This window comes from Albimonas pacifica (assembly GCF_900113695.1).
In the GTDB taxonomy this organism is placed as follows: Bacteria; Pseudomonadota; Alphaproteobacteria; order Rhodobacterales; family Rhodobacteraceae; genus Albimonas; species Albimonas pacifica.
On the sequence record NZ_FOQH01000001.1, the window covers coordinates 215,686 to 232,842 of the forward strand.

14 protein-coding genes are annotated in these 17,157 nt (G+C 75.1%); 8 read left to right on the forward strand and 6 right to left on the reverse strand.

The features are described from left to right. The first annotated feature begins 10 nt into the window (after positions 1-10). Positions 11-1,948: a TRAP transporter permease gene (locus tag BM064_RS00830; RefSeq protein WP_092856888.1), complete on the forward strand. Its 1,938-nt coding sequence runs from the start codon at positions 11-13 to the stop codon at positions 1,946-1,948. Between the two features lie 333 nt (positions 1,949-2,281). On the opposite strand, the gene BM064_RS00835 is transcribed toward BM064_RS00830, so the two are convergent. Further along, the gene (locus BM064_RS00835; protein WP_092856891.1) at positions 2,282-2,665 is read right to left on the reverse strand and encodes a VOC family protein; all 384 of its coding nucleotides are present in this window, start codon (positions 2,663-2,665) and stop codon (positions 2,282-2,284) included. A gap of 10 nt (positions 2,666-2,675) precedes the next feature. Further along, positions 2,676-3,587: an AraC family transcriptional regulator gene (locus tag BM064_RS00840; RefSeq protein ID WP_092857630.1), complete on the reverse strand. Its 912-nt coding sequence runs from the start codon at positions 3,585-3,587 to the stop codon at positions 2,676-2,678. A 192-nt stretch (positions 3,588-3,779) separates the two neighbouring features. Here BM064_RS00840 and BM064_RS00845 point away from each other — a divergent pair, with 192 nt between their 5' ends. Genes BM064_RS00845 through BM064_RS00860 form a run of 4 tightly spaced genes read left to right on the forward strand, consistent with a single transcriptional unit; the run spans position 3,780 to position 6,385 of the window. After that, on the forward strand, positions 3,780-4,523 hold the full coding sequence (locus tag BM064_RS00845) for an SDR family NAD(P)-dependent oxidoreductase (protein ID WP_092856894.1): 744 nt from the start codon (positions 3,780-3,782) through the stop codon (positions 4,521-4,523). A 10-nt stretch (positions 4,524-4,533) separates the two neighbouring features. Then, positions 4,534-4,923 (forward strand): VOC family protein, encoded by a 390-nt coding sequence (locus tag BM064_RS00850; protein WP_092856897.1) that lies wholly within the window; start codon positions 4,534-4,536, stop codon positions 4,921-4,923. Further along, positions 4,920-5,936 carry a saccharopine dehydrogenase family protein gene (locus BM064_RS00855; protein WP_092856900.1) on the forward strand — a complete coding sequence of 339 codons (1,017 nt, stop codon included), beginning with the start codon at positions 4,920-4,922 and terminating at the stop codon, positions 5,934-5,936. Before BM064_RS00850 ends, BM064_RS00855 begins: the two co-directional genes overlap by 4 nt. Continuing rightward, entirely contained in the window at positions 5,933-6,385 is a 453-nt protein-coding gene (locus BM064_RS00860; RefSeq protein WP_092856902.1) for a nuclear transport factor 2 family protein, read from the forward strand. The genes BM064_RS00855 and BM064_RS00860 overlap by 4 nt, the downstream gene beginning before the upstream one ends. A gap of 684 nt (positions 6,386-7,069) precedes the next feature. Here the strand turns inward: BM064_RS00860 and BM064_RS00865 are convergent. After that, positions 7,070-8,014 (reverse strand): 2-hydroxyacid dehydrogenase, encoded by a 945-nt coding sequence (locus tag BM064_RS00865; protein WP_092856904.1) that lies wholly within the window; start codon positions 8,012-8,014, stop codon positions 7,070-7,072. Between the two features lie 558 nt (positions 8,015-8,572). On the opposite strand from BM064_RS00865, the gene BM064_RS00870 reads away from it, so the two are divergent. After that, entirely contained in the window at positions 8,573-9,553 is a 981-nt protein-coding gene (locus tag BM064_RS00870) for an NAD(P)-dependent oxidoreductase (RefSeq protein ID WP_177236103.1), read from the forward strand. A gap of 105 nt (positions 9,554-9,658) precedes the next feature. Here the strand turns inward: BM064_RS00870 and BM064_RS00875 are convergent, their stop codons facing one another. After that, positions 9,659-11,980, reverse strand: coding sequence for a molybdopterin-dependent oxidoreductase (locus BM064_RS00875; protein ID WP_092856908.1), 2,322 nt, complete (start codon positions 11,978-11,980; stop codon positions 9,659-9,661). A gap of 282 nt (positions 11,981-12,262) precedes the next feature. Further along, complete coding sequence (gene kynU / locus BM064_RS00880; RefSeq protein WP_092856910.1) at positions 12,263-13,462, reverse strand: kynureninase; 1,200 nt, start codon at positions 13,460-13,462, stop codon at positions 12,263-12,265. 372 nt (positions 13,463-13,834) lie between these two features. Between kynU and BM064_RS00885 the strand changes: the two genes are divergently transcribed. Next, positions 13,835-14,284, forward strand: coding sequence for a thiol-disulfide oxidoreductase DCC family protein (locus BM064_RS00885; RefSeq protein WP_092856912.1), 450 nt, complete (start codon positions 13,835-13,837; stop codon positions 14,282-14,284). Continuing rightward, positions 14,281-15,912: a saccharopine dehydrogenase family protein gene (locus BM064_RS00890; RefSeq protein ID WP_092856914.1), complete on the forward strand. Its 1,632-nt coding sequence runs from the start codon at positions 14,281-14,283 to the stop codon at positions 15,910-15,912. Before BM064_RS00885 ends, BM064_RS00890 begins: the two co-directional genes overlap by 4 nt. On the opposite strand, the gene BM064_RS00895 is transcribed toward BM064_RS00890, so the two are convergent. Beyond that, positions 15,837-17,063: an MFS transporter gene (locus tag BM064_RS00895; protein WP_092856916.1), complete on the reverse strand. Its 1,227-nt coding sequence runs from the start codon at positions 17,061-17,063 to the stop codon at positions 15,837-15,839. The two genes, BM064_RS00890 and BM064_RS00895, sit on opposite strands and share 76 nt — an antisense overlap. Positions 17,064-17,157 lie beyond the last annotated feature (94 nt).

Sequence of the window (17,157 nt, forward strand, 5' to 3'; positions counted from 1 at the left end):
GGGGCCCCTGATGACTTCCAATCCGCAGGCGGCGCCCGCCGCCGCTTCCGACCAGCCGTCCCGGGGGCGGCTTCACGGCGTGTCCTACTGGACCGTCCTGGCGCTGGCCGCGGCCGGCATGCTGATGACGATCAACCAGACCTTCCTGCTCGGCATCGCCGGCTTCCAGCCGCTGGGCAACGGGTTCCTGTACTACCTGATCGGCATCTTCCTCGCGGCCGCCTACCTGATCTTCCCAGCCCGGCGGGCGGATGCGGCGCGGGTGCCTTGGTACGACTGGCTCTGCGCGGTCCTCGCGATCGTGGCGACCGGCTACCTGGCGATCCACGCGCTCGACATCATCAACATGGGCTGGGAGTTCGAGGCCCCGACCGAGGCCGTGGCCGCCTCGGGCGTGCTGGTCGTCCTGGTGCTCGAGGGCGTGCGCCGCTGCGGGGGCTGGCCGCTGCTGGCGGTGGCGCTGCTATTCGGCTCCTATCCCCTTTACGCCGCCTACATGCCGGGTTTCCTGTGGGGGACCGACTACGACCTCGCCGGCACCATCCGCATCCACGCGATGGGCGTCGAGAGCATCATCGGCATTCCTATGCAGGTGGTCGCCAACCTGGTGATCGGCTTCGTGGTGTTCGGCTCGGCCCTGACCATCACCGGGGGCGGCGAGTTCTTCATGAAGCTCGCCACCGCCCTGATGGGCCGCTCGCGCGGGGGGCCGGCCAAGGTGGCGGTGGTCTCGTCGGCGCTGATGGGCTCGCTGTCGGGCTCGGTGATCTCCAACGTGCTGACCACCGGCGCGATCACCATCCCGGTGATGAAGCGCACCGGCTACCCGGCCCACTACGCCGCCGCGGTCGAGGCCTGCGCCTCCACCGGCGGCACGCTGATGCCCCCGGTGATGGGCGCGGTCGCCTTCATCATGGCGTCCTTCCTGGGCGTGCCCTACGCCGAGGTGATGATCGCGGCCTTCCTGCCGGCGCTGCTGTTCTACGTGGCGCTGCTGATGCAGGTCGACGGCTACGCCGCGCGCAAGGGTCTCAAGGGCCTGGCGCCGGAGGAGATCCCCTCGATCCGCCAGACCCTGAAGGAGGGCTGGTCCTATCTGCTCTGCCTCGGCGCGCTGATCTACATGCTGCTGTTCATGCGCATGGAGGCCTATGCGCCCTGGTACGCGACCGCGGTCCTGCTGGTGCTGTCGATGTTCCGCTCGAAGTACCGGATGAACTGGGCCCGCGTGCAGGAGTTGCTGATGGATCTCGGCCGCAACGTCGGCAACCTGGTCGCGGTGCTGGCGGGCATCGGCCTGGTGGTCGGCGGCCTGAGCTACACCGGCGTCGCCGGCGCCTTCTCGCGCGAGCTTCTGCTCTATGCCGGGGACAGCGTGGCGCTGATGCTGATCGCAGGCGCGGTGACCAGCTTCGTGCTGGGCATGGGGATGACGGTCTCGGCCTGCTACATCTTCCTGTCGGTGCTGCTGGCGCCGGCGCTGGTGCAGGCGGGGCTGAACCCGCTGGGGGCGCACCTGTTCATCCTCTACTGGGGGATGATGTCCTACATCACGCCGCCGGTGTCGCTGGCCGCGATCACGGCGGCGGGCGTGGCGGGGGCGGACAACACCCGCACCGGCCTCTTCGCCATGCGGCTGGGCTCGGTGCTGTTCATCCTGCCGTTCCTGTTCGTGCTGAACCCCTCGCTGATCCTGCAGGGCTCGGTCGGGTGGATCCTGCTGTCCGCCACCTCGGCGCTGCTGGCGATCTGGCTGTTCGCCTCGGCGCTCGAGGGCTGGCTCTACCGGGTCGGCATCCTCGGCTGGCCGTCGCGCGCGGTGCTGCTGGCAGCGGGGGCGACGCTGATCTACCCCGACCCGATCACGGACGTGATCGGCCTGGCCGCCATCGGCGGGGTCTACGCCGTCCACCTGCTGTTCCGCAGCAAACGCCCCGGCGCCGCCTGAGGCGCCGCCGGACCCCGACCCGAGAAACGCCCGCCCTTCGGGGCGACGCATTCCGGGTTGTGGGACAGGAAATGGCCGGCGCCTGCGCCGGCCATTTCCGTGGGCGCTTCCGCAACGCGGTTTGGTCCGCTTCGAGCCCAAACGACCCGTCGCCAGCTCGATCCCACATGCCTGCAATGCTTGGAGACGCGACCCTTGCTGCGGAGCGAGGCGCTTCCGCATCGCCTGGTTCAGGGCGACCTTCATCAAGGCTGGATGAGGACGCCGCACGACGGCGCGCCCAACGAGAACGCCGAGATTGCACGAGGCGGATCGGGCGAAGGGCTTACAGCCTCAGGTTGCGCTCTCCCTCCCGTAGACGGCCAGCTTGTTGCCGTCCGGGTCGCGCGTGTAGGCCGCCAGGGCGCCGGGCGCCCAGGGGCGCGGGCCCGGCGCGCCCTCGTCCGGCATGCCCAGGGCCAGCGCCGCCGCGTGGAACGCCCGGACCGCGGCATGGTCGGGCGCTGCGAAGCTGATGGTCGTGCCGTTTCCGACGGTGGCGGCTTCGCCGTTCCTGGGACGGGTCGCCATGAAGCAGGGGGCGTCCGGGCCCCAGAAGGAGCCGGAGTCGCCCTGGTCCCTGATCCTCCTCCAGCCGAGGGCGCCCAGCACGGTGTCGTAGAACCGGCGCGAGGCTTCGATGTCGTTGGTTCCGACGGTCACATGGGTGAAGGTCATGGCGGTTTCCTCAGGACTGATGCGGGGCGTTGCGGATCCTGGCCAGCGCCTGCGCGGCGTCGCGCCCGGGCGGCAGGCCGAACAGCCGGGCGTATTCCCGGCTGAACTGCGTCGCGCTCTCGTAGCCGACGTCGAAGGCGACCGAGGTCGCCGTGCCCGCGCCCGTCAGCAGCAGCGTGCGCGCCTGCAGCAGGCGCAGCTGCTTCTGGAACTGCAGCGGGCTGAGCGAGGTCACGGATTTGAAGTGCCGGTGGAAAGCCGAGACGGACATGGCCGCCCGCCCGGCAAGAGCCTCGATGGACACCGGCTCCGCGTAATGCGCCCGCAGCCACTGGATCGCCTGGTGGATGCGGTGCAGCATCGTGTCGGGCGTGGCGATGTCGCGCATCATGGCCCCCATCGGACCTGAAAGCACGCGATAGAGGATCTCGCGCTCGTAGGCAGGCGCCAAGGCGGGAATGTCCTCGGGGCGCTGCATCAGCCGCAGCAGGCGCGCCCAGGCATCCAGCAGTTCGGGCGTGACGGCGGCGACGGAGAACCCTTCCTGACGCGGGGGCGTCGGCATCGGCGGGATATCCGCCAGCAGCGCGGCGATGCGCGCGGGCTCCAGCGTCAGGGCGACGGCGAGGTAGGGCGCGCCGTCCTCGGCGGCATGGATCGTGCCGATGGCGGGCAGGTCGACCGACATCACGAAATAGGTGGCGGGATCGTAGCGAAGGGTGCGGTCGCCGACCGACATGGTCTTCGATCCCTGCAGGATCAGGTTGATCATCGGCTTGTAGACGGCGGCCAGCTCATGCTCGGGCACGCGGCCCCGGACCATGGCGAGGCGGGGAATGCCGGTCTCGGTCCGGCGGTCGTCGCCACGGCCCAGGAGGCGGCGCAGCTCTTCGAGGGTCTGCGGGGAGGGGCCTGCGGTCATGAGGATGCTTTCGCGAGGGCGGCCGGCGACGGCCGTCGTGACGTCCGGCCCGGACATGGGTGACCGGTTTCGCCCCCCGCGCCAATGACGAAGAGCCCGGAAAGCAGGATCAGGCAAGTTTGCGCCACGATCGGATCGGCGCGGCGCCGGCCCGGCCCCTAGCTTGGGGTCGGACAGCGCAAGGAGCTTCAGATGAAGATCGTCATCATCACCGGCGGCAGCCGCGGCATCGGCGCCGCGACCGCTCTCGAATGCGCCCGCGACGGCATGGGCGTCATCCTCACCTGGAACGCCAACCGCGGCAAGGCCGAGGAGGTCGTCGCGCGCATCGCCTCGGAAGGCGGCGCCGCCGTCGCCCTGCCGCTGGATGTGGGCGTCAGCGCCTCCTTCCCCGCCTTCCGGGCGCAGGTGGCCGAGGCGCTGGCCGCGACCTGGTCGCGCGACCGTTTCGACGCGCTGGTGAACAACGCGGGCCACGGGGTCTTCACCCCGCTGGAAACGGTCGGCGAGGACGCGTTCGACGGGCTCTACCGCGTGCATCTGAAGGGCCCGTTCTTCCTGGCGCAGGCGTTGCTGCCGCTGATGGCCGATGGCGGGCATATCGTGAACATGGTCAGCGCGACCTCCCGCGTCGCGACGGCGGGGGTGGCGCCCTATGCCAGCTTCAAGGCGGGGCTCGAGGTGCTGACCCGCTACCAGGCCAAGGAGCTGGGGCCGCGCGGCATCCGCGCCAATTCCATCGCCCCGGGCCCGATCCGCACCGAGCTGGGCGGCGGGCTGAGCGCGGACTTCGAGACGCTGCTCGCCGGCCAGACCGCCCTTGGCCGCGTCGGCGAGGCCGCCGAGGTCGGCGGCGTCGTCGCGGGCCTGCTCTCGGACCGCAGCCGCTGGATCAACGCGCAGTCGATCGAGGTCGGCGGCGGCTACATGATCTGAGGAGATCCCCATGCTCGACCATATCTTCCTGACGGTCCGGGACCTTCCCCGCGCCATCGCCTTCTACGAGGCGGTGCTGCCGACCCTCGGCATCGCCGTGCGGCACGACTACGACGGGACGCACGGCCACCCGGACCTCAAGGGCTTCGGCGCCAATGGCCGCATCTTCTTCTGGCTGCGGCAGGGCGATCCCGCCCCCGGCGCGGTTCATGTCGGCTTCGTCGCCCACAGCGAGGCCGAGGTGCAGGCGGCCCATGCCGCGGCCCTGGCCGCGGGAGCGCAGGCGCTGCACGAGCCCGGGCCGCAGCTTCACTACGATCCGAGATACTACGCGGCGCAGGTCCGCGACCCGGACGGCTACAGCCTCGAATTCGTCTACAAGGATTGGCAGCACCAATGACCCGTCTGATGATCTACGGCGCGGCCGGCTACACCGGGCGCATGGCGGCGGAGCAGGCCGCGGCGCTGGGTCTTCGCCCGATCCTCGCCGGGCGGGACGAGGCGCGGCTGCGCGAGGTGGCCGAGGCGCTTGACCTTGATCGCCGTGTTTTCGCGCTGGACGATCCGGGGGCGGTGGACGCCGGCCTCGCCGGGGTCTCGGTCCTGCTCAACTGCGCGGGTCCCTTCCCGCGCACGGCCGGGCCGCTGATGCGCGGGGCCCTGCGCAGCCGGGTCCATTACCTCGACATCGCGGCGGAGCTGGACAGCTACGAGCTGGCCGAGGCGCTGGACGCCGAGGCCCGCGCCGCCGGCGTGATGCTGCTGCCCGGCAGCGGCGGCAGCGTGGCGATGCTGGGCTCGCTCGCCGGGGTCGCCGCCCGTCACGTCGCCGCGCCGCGCAAGGTCGGCGTCGCGCTGCATGTCGCCGGCGCCATGTCGCGGGGATCGGCGGTCAGCGCCTCGCAGAACCTGACGGCCCGGACCCTGGCGAGGGTGGACGGCGTGCTGGTCGAGCGCGATCCGTCGCAGGGGGCCGCGTTCGACTTCGGAAGCGGGCCGGCGCCCTGCTTCCCGGCGACGCTGCCCGATCTCGTCACGATCTGGCGCAGCACCGGGGCGGCGGATGTGGAAACCTTCGTCCATGTCTCCGGCGCCGCCTTCCCCAGGGGCGGGCTGGCCGACATGCCCGCCGGCCCCACCGAGGCGGAGCGCGGGGCCAACCGTTATCAGGCCTCGGTCATCGTGACCGGCGCCGACGGCCGCAGCGTCCGCGCGGTCCTGGACACGGTCAACGGCTACAGCTTCACGCCCCTCGCGGCGGCCGAGGCCGCCCGGCGCGTCCTGGCCGGAGAGGTCCGCCCCGGTTTCCAGACCCCGGCCGGCCTCTTCGGGGCGGGCTTCGCCGAAACCATCGCGGACACGCGCATCACCCTGCTGGACACGCCGGCGCAGACCGAGGCTCGACGCCCATGACCCCCCAGGCATCCGACATCCTTGCCGTCGCCGGAACGCTCTACCGCTTCGCGGCGGGCATCGACCGGCGCGACGCGGCGCTTCTGGCCTCGGCCTTCGCCGAGGACGCCGTGTCCGATTTCCGGCCCGCGGGCCGGAAGGCCGGGTTCGATTACCCCGTGCTGGAGGGCCGCGAGACCATCGTCGCCGCGCTGCTCGGCTCTCTGGCGGCGCTCGACACCAGCCATACCGTCGGCAATCCGCGCGTCGCCGTGGACGGCGACCTGGCCCGCCTCGACGCGCTCGTGGAGGCGCAGCATGTCTCGCGCGCGGATCCCACGCGCCAATACCTGATGAAGAACCGCTATGACGTCGAGTTGCTGCGGGAGGGGGATGACTGGGTCATCCGTCGCGTGACCATCGACAGTATCTGGCGAAGCGGCGACCCATCCGTCCTGGCTGGAATCTGACGCCAGGCTGCCAGCTGCCCTTGCGGCTGCAACGGGCTCTCTTCCGCACGAACGCTCCGGCGGCGCGCTGAGCATATCGCCTTTGATCTGGACAGTCGATTTCGTCCTGAAATGGCTGCTGTCCACAAGAGCGGGGCCGGCTGCGAATTCCGCGTCGCCGGCCTCGGCAAGGCGCGCTGCGCAGCGGCCTGCCGACCCGGAGAACCCGAGGGACGCCTTGCATGGCGCCACGACCTTGCCCTGTCGGAACGGTGCAGCGAGACCGTCGTGCGCCGACTGGCTGAGACCGTCGACGCAATCGTCGCCAAAGGCCGAGTCGCCGCAAGCCCTTCGCGCAGCCGGCCTATGCCGTCTGCGGCATCCCCAACTCCAACTCAGCCGCGACGATCTCGGGAGGCCGGGCGGTCGGTCTCGAGGGCCGCCCGGGCTTCGCGCCCATCCTGGCGCCGGCAGGGAGCCAGGGGCGCTGGATCAGGCGGTCGGGGTTGGGCGCCGCGGCTTGCCCGTCTCGCCGCCGGACCGCGTGGGCGGGCGCGCCCAGACCTGCGGGAAGGCGGCGCCGTGGAACTGGAGAGCGGGGAGGGCCGTGCGCCGCCGTCCCGCGTCTCGACGGTCGCCTTCGCGGCGATGCAGGCCCGGGCGGCGCCTCCGCCGTGGCCGAGGCCGCCCGCAGATCCCGGGGCGTCAGTAGCCCCGGCCGCGGTCCACGACCTGCGGGATCTCCCCCGTCTCCAGGAACCGCCGCACGTTGGCCGTGGCGATCGCCGAGGCGCTGCCCTTGTGCGTCGGCGCCGAGATATGCGGCAGGATCGTCACGCCGGGGTGGGTCCACAGCGGGTCACCGGCCGGCAGCGGCTCGACCTCGAAGACGTCGAGCACGGCGTGACCGAGGCGGCCGTCCGAGAGCCGCTCGCACAGCGCCGCGACGTCCACCACCGGCCCGCGGCCGAAGTTGATCAGGCCGGCGCCCTTCGGCAGCCGGTCCAGCGCCTCGGCCCCCAGCAGCCCGCGGGTCTGGGGCGTTAGGGGCAGGAGGCTGACCGCGATCTCGGCCTTCGAGAGGATCGCGGCCAGGCCCTCGGGGCCGTGGAAGGTTTCGACCCCCTCCATCTCGCTCGGCGTGCGGGTCCAGCCCATGACGGGGAAGTCCTGCGCCAGCAGGCGGCGCGCGGCGGCTTTTCCCAGATGCCCCAGCCCCAGGATCGCCACCGGCCGCTCCTGCGCCAGGCGCATCGGGGCGGGCGCCCATTCGCCCCGCGCCTGGGCGGCGGCGTAGTGGGGCATGTCGCGATGCAGATACAGCGTCCAGGCCAGCACCGCCTCGGCCATCGAGGCGGCGAGCTGCGGGTCCACCAGCCGCACCACCTTCAGGCTCTGCGGCAGTTCGGCCACGATCCGCTCGACCCCGGCCCAGAGGCTCTGCACCCATTCCAGCGCCGGCAGGGCGGCGAGCTCGGCGGGGTCGGGATCCGCCGCCAGCGCCACGCGGGCCGCGGCGCGGTCCTCGGGCGTGGTCTCGGCGAAGGGGAGGATGCGGGCCTCGGGCAGGGCGGCGCGCAGGGCGTCGAGCCAGGCGGGCGCGACCTCGCGGGCGACGTAGGGGACGACGGGGCGGGGATCGGCGCTCATGCCGCGCGGCTCCCGGCGAGGGCGCCGAGGGCGGGGGCGGAGGGGAGGCGGGACGCCATCGGGCGGCTCCTTGGTCGACGGCGCGCGCGGCCCCGGGGCGGGGGCGGCGGCGCCTGCGGCGCGTGCGGGCGCGCGGCGGCGGGGAGGGCCTCCGCGCCGGGGGCGGGGGCGGCGGGCTTGCGGGCGGCGCCGGGGGCGCCAGGCTTGCGGGCGGCGCCGGGGGCGCCGGGAGCCCCGGCCTGAGCGGCCGGGGCGGCGGAACTGAACCATGTCCCCGGCGCGCTGGAAACCCGGTCGGCGCGACGCCGCGCCCCACGCCCCTGCGGCGCAGCGCGCCCCGATGCCGCGGGCGCTGGACGCGGGCCCGGGTGCGGAAGATGATCCCCGCCGGTTGCTGGAGCGGACAGGACGGAGCGCGGCGCGGATGGCATATCTCGGGATCGGCAGGGCGGGCGCGCCGCGGGCGGCGGCCGCGGCGGAGCGGCGGCGGGCGGCGGCCTCGGACCGTCCGGGCCGGGCGTCCGCCCGCGGCGCGGCGCGCGCGGAGACCTGGGCGCGGTGAGCGGTCTCTGCCTGATCCGCCAGCCGATCCACCCCGCCGGCCTCGCCCTCCTGCGCGCGGCCGGCATGCGCATCGCCGAGGAATGGCGCCTGACGCCCGAGGCGCTCGCCGCGGCGATGGCCGAGGCGGAGGCCGCGATCCTGCGCGACCGCGGCCTGCCCGCGGCGATGCTCGCTTCCATGCCCCGTTTGCGGGTCGCGGTGGTGCACGGCGCCGGCGTCGACCGCATCGCGTTGCCGCTGGCGCGGGAGCTGGGCGTGGCGATCGCCGCGACCCCGGGGGAGAACGCGATCTCGGTCGCCGAGCAGGCCTTCGCGCTGCTGCTGGCGCTCGCCCGCCGGGTGCCCGAGGGCGACCGGGCGGTGCGCGAGGGCCGCTGGGACTGGCGCGACGGCCCGGCGGGGCGCGAACTGCGGGGCCTGCGCCTGGGCCTGGTCGGCTGGGGCGAGGTCGCCCGCCAGGTCGCCCGCATCGCCGGCGCGGGCTTCGGGATGCAGGTGGCGGCCTTCACCCGCCACGGGGATCCTGCCGAGCTCGCCGCCGCCGGGGTGGCGCAGGCGCCCGACCTCGACGCCCTGCTCGCCGCCTCGGACGTGGTCAGCCTGCACGCGCGCCCCGCCGGCGCGCCGCTGATCGACGCGCGCGCCCTGGCGCTTCTGCCGCCGGGGGCGCTGCTGATCAACACCGCCCGCGGGGCGCTGGTCGACGAGGCGGCGCTGCTGGCGGCGCTCGACGAGGGGCGGCTGGCGGGGGCGGGGCTCGACGTCTGCGACCCCGAGCCGGCGGAGCCCGACGGCCCGCTCGTCGCCCATCCGGGCGTGCTGCTCTCGCCCCATGTCGGCGGCATGACCGAGGCCGCCCGGATCCGCACCGCCGAGGCCGCAGCCCGCCGGGCGCTGGCGATCCTCGCCGGGCGCCCCGACGGGCTGATCGCCGGCTCCGCCTGGCCCCCGCGGCAGGTCGAGGCGGCGGGCTGAGGGAGGCGCCCCCGCGGGTGGCGACGGGCGCCGCCCGGCCGTGACGCGCCGAAGCGGCGGCCCCCGGGCCGCCGCCGCCCGCCGCGCCCGGAGGGGCCCGGCAGGCTAGCGGGCGAGCACCAGCTCGGCGATCTCGGCGTCGTAGCGGGCCATGGCGTCCTGGTTCGGGGCGCTGGCCCGCTCGACGCTCACCAGGCAGGTGTAGGCCGCGCAGCCGCCCGAGAAGGCCGAGGCCGGCACGTCGTTGGTCAGCACGTTGGGATTGCCGGCGAGGTCGAGCCCCCCCTCCGCCTCCGGCGTCCACCAGGCGCCGGTGGGCAGCACCGCCACGCCGGGACGCACCGCCTCCGACAGGCGCGCGGTCGCGAGGCAGGCGCCGCGGGCGTTCGACAGGCGCACCGGGTCGCCCTCGGCCACGCCCAGCCGGGCGGCGTCGCCGGGGTTGAGGGTCGCCACCTCCCGGCCGTGGGCCTTGTTCGCGTCGCGGCTGGCGGCGCCGGTCTCGAGCTGGCTGTGCAGACGCCCCTCCGGCTGCTGGGTGACCAGGTGGAAGCGCTCCGCGGCCCCGGGCGCGCCCAGCCACTCCTCGGGCGCGAGCCAGGCGGCATGCGCCGGGCAGTCGTCATGGGCGAGCGCGGCGAGCGTGCGGCTGCCCAGCACGATGCGCCCGCTCTCGGTCCTCAGCGGCTCGGCCTCGGGGTCGGCGCGGAAGCCGGCGAGGTAGGCGTGGTCCTCGCGGGCGGGGTTCTCGCACCAGCCCTGCTCCCAGAAGGCGTCGAAGGAGGGGCCGTCCACGCCCAGCGTCTCGCGGTTCGCGGCCCAGGACTCGTCGTAGAGCCGGCGCAGCCAGCCCATCTCGTCGAGCCCCTCGTCGAAGCCCTCGCGCACGCCGGATCGCTCGGCCAGCTCCTGGAAGATCTCGAAGTCGGAGCGCGCCTGCCAGCGCGGCGTCACCGCCCGGTGCATGGCGATCATCGAATCCGAGCGGGAGGTGGCGGCGATGTCGTTGCGCTCGAGCGAGGTCGAGGCCGGCAGCACGATGTCGGCCCGCCGCGCGGTGGCGGTGAACATCGGGTCCTGCACCACGATGGTCTCGGGCCGGGTCCAGGCGCGGGCGAAGCGGTTGAGGTCCTGGTGGTGGTGGAACGGGTTGCCCCCCGCCCAGCAGATCATGCGCACGTCGGGATAGGGGCGCGTCTCGCCCTCGTAGGTGAAGGGCGCGCCGGGATTCTCCAGCATGTCGCAGATCCGGGCCACGGGAATGCGGCTGTCGATGGCGTTGCGCCCGGCGGTCATCGAGGGCGCCTTGCCGGTGCCGAACGGCCCGCCGTTGCCCGCCGTCGAGCCGAGCCCGAAGCCCACGCCCCCGCCCGGCAGCCCGATCTGCCCCGCCACCGAGGCCAGCGCGATCCCCGCCCAGTAGGGCTGTTCGCCGAAGCGGGCGCGCTGCAGGCTCCAGCTCAGGGTCACGAAGCTGCGGGTCTCGACGAAGCGCCGCGCGAGGGCGCGGATCGCCCCGGCGTCGAGCCCGGTGATCTCGGCCGCCCACTCGGCGGTCTTGGGCCGCCCGTCGTCCTCGCCGCGCAGGTGGGCGAGCAGCAGCTCCGACCCGCTGGTGCAGCGGGAGAGGAAGTCGGCGTCCTCGCGCCCCGCGGCCACGATCTCTCCCGCGAGGCCGAGCAGCAGGGCCGCGTCCGTGCCGGGCCGGATCGGCCACCACTCGGCCCCCAGGTCGGCGGGCACGTCGTCGCGCAGGGGCGAGACATGCACGATGCGCGCCCCGCTTTTCCGCAGGGCCTCGATATTGCGGGGAAGGGTGCGCCTCGCGAGCCCGCCCGCCTCGATCTGGGCGGTGCGCCCGCTGAGCGCGCCGACGATCACCACGGTCCCCGCATGGCGCGCCACCGCGTCCAGCGTCGTGCCCCGCCCGGTCAGCGCGTCGGTTCCGCCCAGCACGTGGCGCAGGATCACCGGGCCCGCGCCGTAGCTGTAGGTGTCCACATGCCCGGTGAAGCCGCCCGCCAGGTTCAGCCAGCGCTTGACCAGCGTCTGGGCGTGGTGGAAGCGCCCGCAGCTCGTCCAGCCGTAGGAGCCCGAGAAGATCGCGGCCGGCCCGTGCGCCTCGCGCACGCGGGCCTGCTCCTCGTTGACCAGGGCCAGCGCCTGGTCCCAGCTCACCTCGACGAAGCGCTCCCGCCCCCGGCCCTCGCCGGCGCCGCCGCGGCCGCGGGCCTTGAGCCAGCCCTCGCGCACCAGCGGCGTCTTGATCCGCCGCGCGGGGTCGAGCCAGGCCGTGACCGAGCGCAGGATCGGCGACGGCGCGGGATCGAGGGGCGAGGGCTCGACCCCCACGATCTCGTCGTTCTCCACCAGCAGGTCGTAGGCGCCCCAGTGGCTGCAATGGGGGACGCGCCGGGGCTGGGACATGATCTCGGTTTCCTTCTCGTCGCCGGCCGCCGGGGCCGGTCGGACGGCGGCCGGCCCGGGGGAGCGGGGCGGCGGCGCTGCGGGGCGAGGCCGCCCGCGCGATGCGCGGCCGCGGCCGGAAGACGGGTCCCGATCCCGGCGCCGCGGAGGGGCCGAAGCCCGCGCCCGCCGGCCGGATCGGCGAGAGCGTAGTTCAGACCAGCCCGCCGCGCATGTCCATGCCCGCGTGGGCCCTTGGGGATTTCAGCCGGCGGAAGCCGCGCCCGGACGGCGCGGAGGGGCTCAGGTCACCTTGGCGCGGCGGCGGAACTCGGGGCGGTCCCAGGCGGCGGCGTCCAGCACCTCGGCGAGTATCGCGGCGGCGCGGGCGACCTCCTGGGGCGTGTTGTAGAGGGGCGCGAAGCCGAAGCGGATCAGGTCCGGCGCGCGGAAGTCCCCGATCACGCCGCGCGCGATCAGCGCCTGCATCACCGCATAGCCCTCCGGGTGGCGGAACGAGACCTGGCTGCCCCGCCGCTCCGGGTCGCGCGGGGAGGCGAGGACCAGGTCCTCCCGCCCCTCCAGCGCCGCGACGAAGCCCTCGGAGAGCGCGATCGAGCGGGCGCGCAGGGCGGCGAGGTCGACGCCCTCCCAGACCTCCAGCGCCGCGTCGAGGGCGGAGAGCGAGAGGATCGGGGGCGTGCCCGCCAGCATCCGGTCCATGCCCGTCGCCGGGACGTAGTCGGGGACGAAGTCGAAGGGCGCCGCGTGGCCCATCCAGCCGGCGAGCGCCGGCGCCGCCTCGGCCTGCAGGCGCGGCGCCGCGTAGAGGAAGGCCGGCGCGCCGGGCCCGCCGTTGAGATACTTGTAGCCGCAGCCCACCGCGAAATCGGCCCCCGCCCCGGCGAGGTCCACCGGCAGCGCGCCCGCGGAATGGGCGAGGTCCCAGACCGTCAGCGCCCCGGCCGCCTGCGCCCGGGCGGTCAGCGCGGCCATGTCGTGGCGCCGGCCGGTGCGGTAGTCGACCTCGGTCAGCATCAGGGCCGCCACGTCGGAGTCGAGCGCGTCCTCCACCGTCTCCGGGGCGACGACGCGCAGGACATGGCCCTGGCCGAGCGCCTCGGCCAGCCGCTGGGCGACGTAGAGGTCGGTGGGGAAGTTGCCGGAGTCGGACAGGATCGTCCGCCGCCCCGGCCGCAGGGCGAGCGCCGCCGAGAGCGCCTTGAAAAGGTTGACCGAGGTGGAATCCGCGGCCCGCACCGCGCCCGGCTCGGCCCCGATCAGCCGGGCGATGCGCGCGCCGACGCGGGCGGGCAGGTCGATCCAGCCGGCCTCGTTCCAGCCGCGGATCAGCAGGCCGCCCCATTCCTGCGCCACCACGTGCGCCAGCCGCTCGCGCGCGGCGCGGGGCAGGGGGCCCAGGGAGTTGCCGTCGAGGTAGATCACCCCCTCCGGCAGCTCGAAGAGGGCGCGGGTGCGGGCGAAGGGATCGGGGGCGGTCATCGGCTCGGGCCTCCTGCGCAGGGGCTTCCTTGTTTCCCGCCGGGGCGCAGGGCGCAAGGGGCCGGGCGGGTTCCCGCGCGCCCGGGCGCCGCCGCGTCGCGGGCGAGCCGGCCAAGCGGCCCGCGCGCCCTCGCCCCCCGACCGACCCGAGGCCCGGTCCCGCGACGGGCCCGGATCGGCGCGAGGCCGGCCGCCGAGCCGGACGCGCGGGGACCCGGGCGGGCGCGGGCGTGCAGAGGGCGCTGGGCGCGCGGGCCGCGACGGCGGCGGCGCGTCGTCGGCGGTCCCGCTCGCGAGAGAAGACGGCGCGGGCGCGCGGCCAGCGACGCTCGGTCCATTGCGGCGGCGCCCGGTCTCGGCGAGAGTCGCGCCATGCGCCCGGCTTATTCCTATCGCGACGACCCGGCGGTTCCCGCCTTCGACGACTCCCGCCCCCTCGCGGTGATGGACGCCGAATGCGCCATCTGCAGCTGGGGCGCGCGGATGATCCACCGCCTCGACCGCAGCGGAGAGGCGCGCATCTGCCCGATCCAGACGCCGCTGGGCGCGGCGCTGCTGCGCCACTACGGGATGGTCCCGACGGACCCGGAGAGCTGGCTGTTCCTCGACCGGGGCGAGGCGCATGTCGACTTCGAGGCGGTGCTCCACGCCGGCCGGCGCTTCGGGGGCTGGGGGCGGCTGACCGGCGCCCTGCGCCTCGCCCCCCGGCCGCTGCGCGGCTGGCTCTACAAGCGGGTGGCGCGCAACCGCTACGCGGTGTTCGGGCGGGGCGACATGTGCGCCCTGCCGGACCCCGCCTTCCAGCGGCGGCTGCTGCGGTGAAGGTGCTGGTGCTCGGCGGCTACGGCGTCTTCGGCGCGCGGCTGGCGCGGCTGCTGGTCCGCGACGGGCACGCGGTGACGGTGGCGGGCCGCAGCCTCGCGCCCGCGCAGGCGCTGGCGGCGGAGCTGGGCTGCGCCGCCCTGCGCATGGACCGCGAGGGCGACCTGCGCGAGCTCGACGGCCACGACGTGGTGATCGACGCGGCCGGGCCCTTCCACGCCTACGGCGACGACCCCCTGCGGCTGCCGCGCACCGCGCTGGCCAGGGGGCTGCACTACCTCGACCTCGCCGACGACGCGCGCTTCTGCGCCGGGATCGCGGCGCTCGATGGGCCGGCGCGCGCGGCGGGACGCTGCGCGATCTCGGGCCTGTCCTCGACGCCTGCGCTGTCGAGCGCGGCGGTGCGCGCGCTGGTCGGGCGGGAGACGCCCCGCCTGATCGACTGCGCCATCCTGCCCGGCAACCGCAGCCCGCGGGGCCGCTCGGTGATGCGCTCGATCCTGGCGCAGGCGGGGCGGCCGATGCGGGTGCGCCGGGGCGGCGCCTGGACCGAGGTCCCCGGCTGGTCCGATCCCGCCGACTACCGCCTGCCGGGCGGGCTCGTGCGCCAGGGCTGGCAGATCGAGACGCCGGACCAGGCGCTGTTCCCCGCCCATTTCGGAGCCGAGACGGCGCTGTTCCGCGCGGGGCTCGAACTGGCGGCGATGCGCTACGGCCTCGCCGCCTTCGCGCGCCTGCGCCGGCGCTGGCCGGTCCCGATCTCGTCGCCGCTGCTGGCCGCCTTCAAGGCGGGGGCCGACCTGCTCGCCCCCTTCGGCAGCGGCGTCGGCGGGATGTCGGTCGGCGTCGTCGTGGGGGCCGAGCGGCGGACCTGGGCGCTGCGGGTCGACGACGGGGACGGCCCCTTCATCCCCGCCGTCGCCGCGCGCGCCCTGCTGCGCCGCGCCTCCCTCCCCGTCGGCGCCCGCCCGGCGCTGGAGGCGGTGACGCTGGCCGAGGCCGAGGCCGCGATGGCCGACCTGAGCGTCCGCGTCGAGCGCCGGGTCGAGCCGTTCGCGCCGATCTTCCCCCGGGTTCTGGGCCCGGCCTTCGAGACCCTGCCGCAGGCCGTCCGGGCCACGCACCTGACGGCCGACGTCTCCCGCTGGCGGGGGCGCGCCTCGGTGACCCGGGGCGAGGGGGCGTGGAGCCGGCTGCTCGCCGCCGTCTTCGGCTTTCCCGCCGCCGCCGAGGACGTGCCCGTCGAGGTGGTCAAGACCGCGACGCCGCGGGGCGAGACCTGGCTGCGCCGCTTCGACGGGCGCGGCTTCCGCTCGCATCTCTGCGCCGGAGCGGATGGGATGACCGAGCGCTTCGGCCCCTTCGCCTTCCGCCTCGGCCTGCGGGTGGAGGACGGCGCGCTGCACTACCCGGTGCGCGCGGGGCGGATCGGGCCGCTGCCGCTGCCGGCCGCGCTGCTGCCGGTCTCGGTCGCCCGGGAATACGCCGACGCGGAGGGCTTCCGCTTCGACGTCGAGCTGCGCGCGCCGCTGACCCGTGGGCTGCTGGTGCGCTATCGCGGGCGTCTCGCGCCGGAGGGGGACGCGGCGGCCGGGGCGGCGGCGGCCGGGGCGGCGGCGGAGGTCTGAGCGCGTCGCGCGCGCAGGCGGCCCGCCCGCGCCATCGCGCCCGCCAGCGCCAGCAGGCAGGCGAGCTGCGCGGCGAAGAACACGCCCATCGCGGGGACCAGCCCGATCCGGTCCGCCAGCGCCCCCGCCGCCACCACCGGCGCCGAGAACCCGCAATAGGCGTAGACGAAGAGCCCCGCCGCCGCGCGCGCCCGGTTTTCGGGCGCCAGCGCCGAGACCTCGGAGAGGGCCGCGAGGTAGACGAAGCCGTAGCTCGCCGCGCTGGTCAGCGCCGTGCCCAGCAGGATCAGCGGGACCGAAGCGGTCGCCGCCCCCGCCAGCAGCCCCGCGAAGCCCAGCGGGATCAGCCCCAGCCCGATGCGCAGGGCGCGCGGGTTGCTGGTCCGCCGCGCCAGCGGCTGGCACAGGAAGCCCACGAAGAGCGCGAGGAAGATCACCGGCCCCGACCAGGAGTCCAGCTCCAGCCGCGCCAGCAGCAGCGGCGTCGCGGCGATGGTCATCCCCGTCGAGGCCCAGGCCAGCGCCAGCGCCAGACCGTAGGGCGCGCTCCCCGCCGGGAACACCGGCAGGCGCAGCGGCGAGACCCGGCGCGGCGGCGCGATCCGGGGCAGGCGCAGGCAGGCCAGCGCCAGCGGCGGCGCCGCGATCAGCAGCGCCCAGAAGCTCGCCGGCGCGAAGCTCGGGCCCTGCGCCATCAGGCTGAGACCGGTGGCGAGCGCCCCGCCGCCGAAGCCCAGCGTGGTCGCCGAGGTCACCATCAGCGCCGCGGGCTTCGCGCGGGCCTCGCCCATCAGCTCGGCCATCCAGGCGGTTCCCGCAGGGGTGGCGAGGCCCGTGCCGATCCCCAGCAGGACCCGCGCCGCCGCCAGCTCCGCCCAGCCGGGCGAGAGCGCCAGCAGCAGCGTCGCCGCGAAGCTCAGCAGCAGGGCGCAGACCAGCGGCGCCCGGCGCCCGACCCGGTCCGAGAGCCCGCCGAGCAGGATCAGCGTCGGCATCAGCCCCGCCACATAGGCCGCGAAGGCCAGCGTCGCCGCCCCGGCGCCCAGCCCGGCCTGCGCGAGATAGGCCGGGTAGAGCGGCGCCTGAAGGTTGACCGCGAAGGTCACGGCGAAGAGGCAGAGGGCCAGCAGCGGCGCGTGCAGAGGCGTCATGGAGATCCCGATCCCTGGAAACCGCGCCAGCCATGGCCCGCGCAGGCTGGCGGCGACAGGGACGCTCCAGTACGATCCGACCGGACCGTACTGG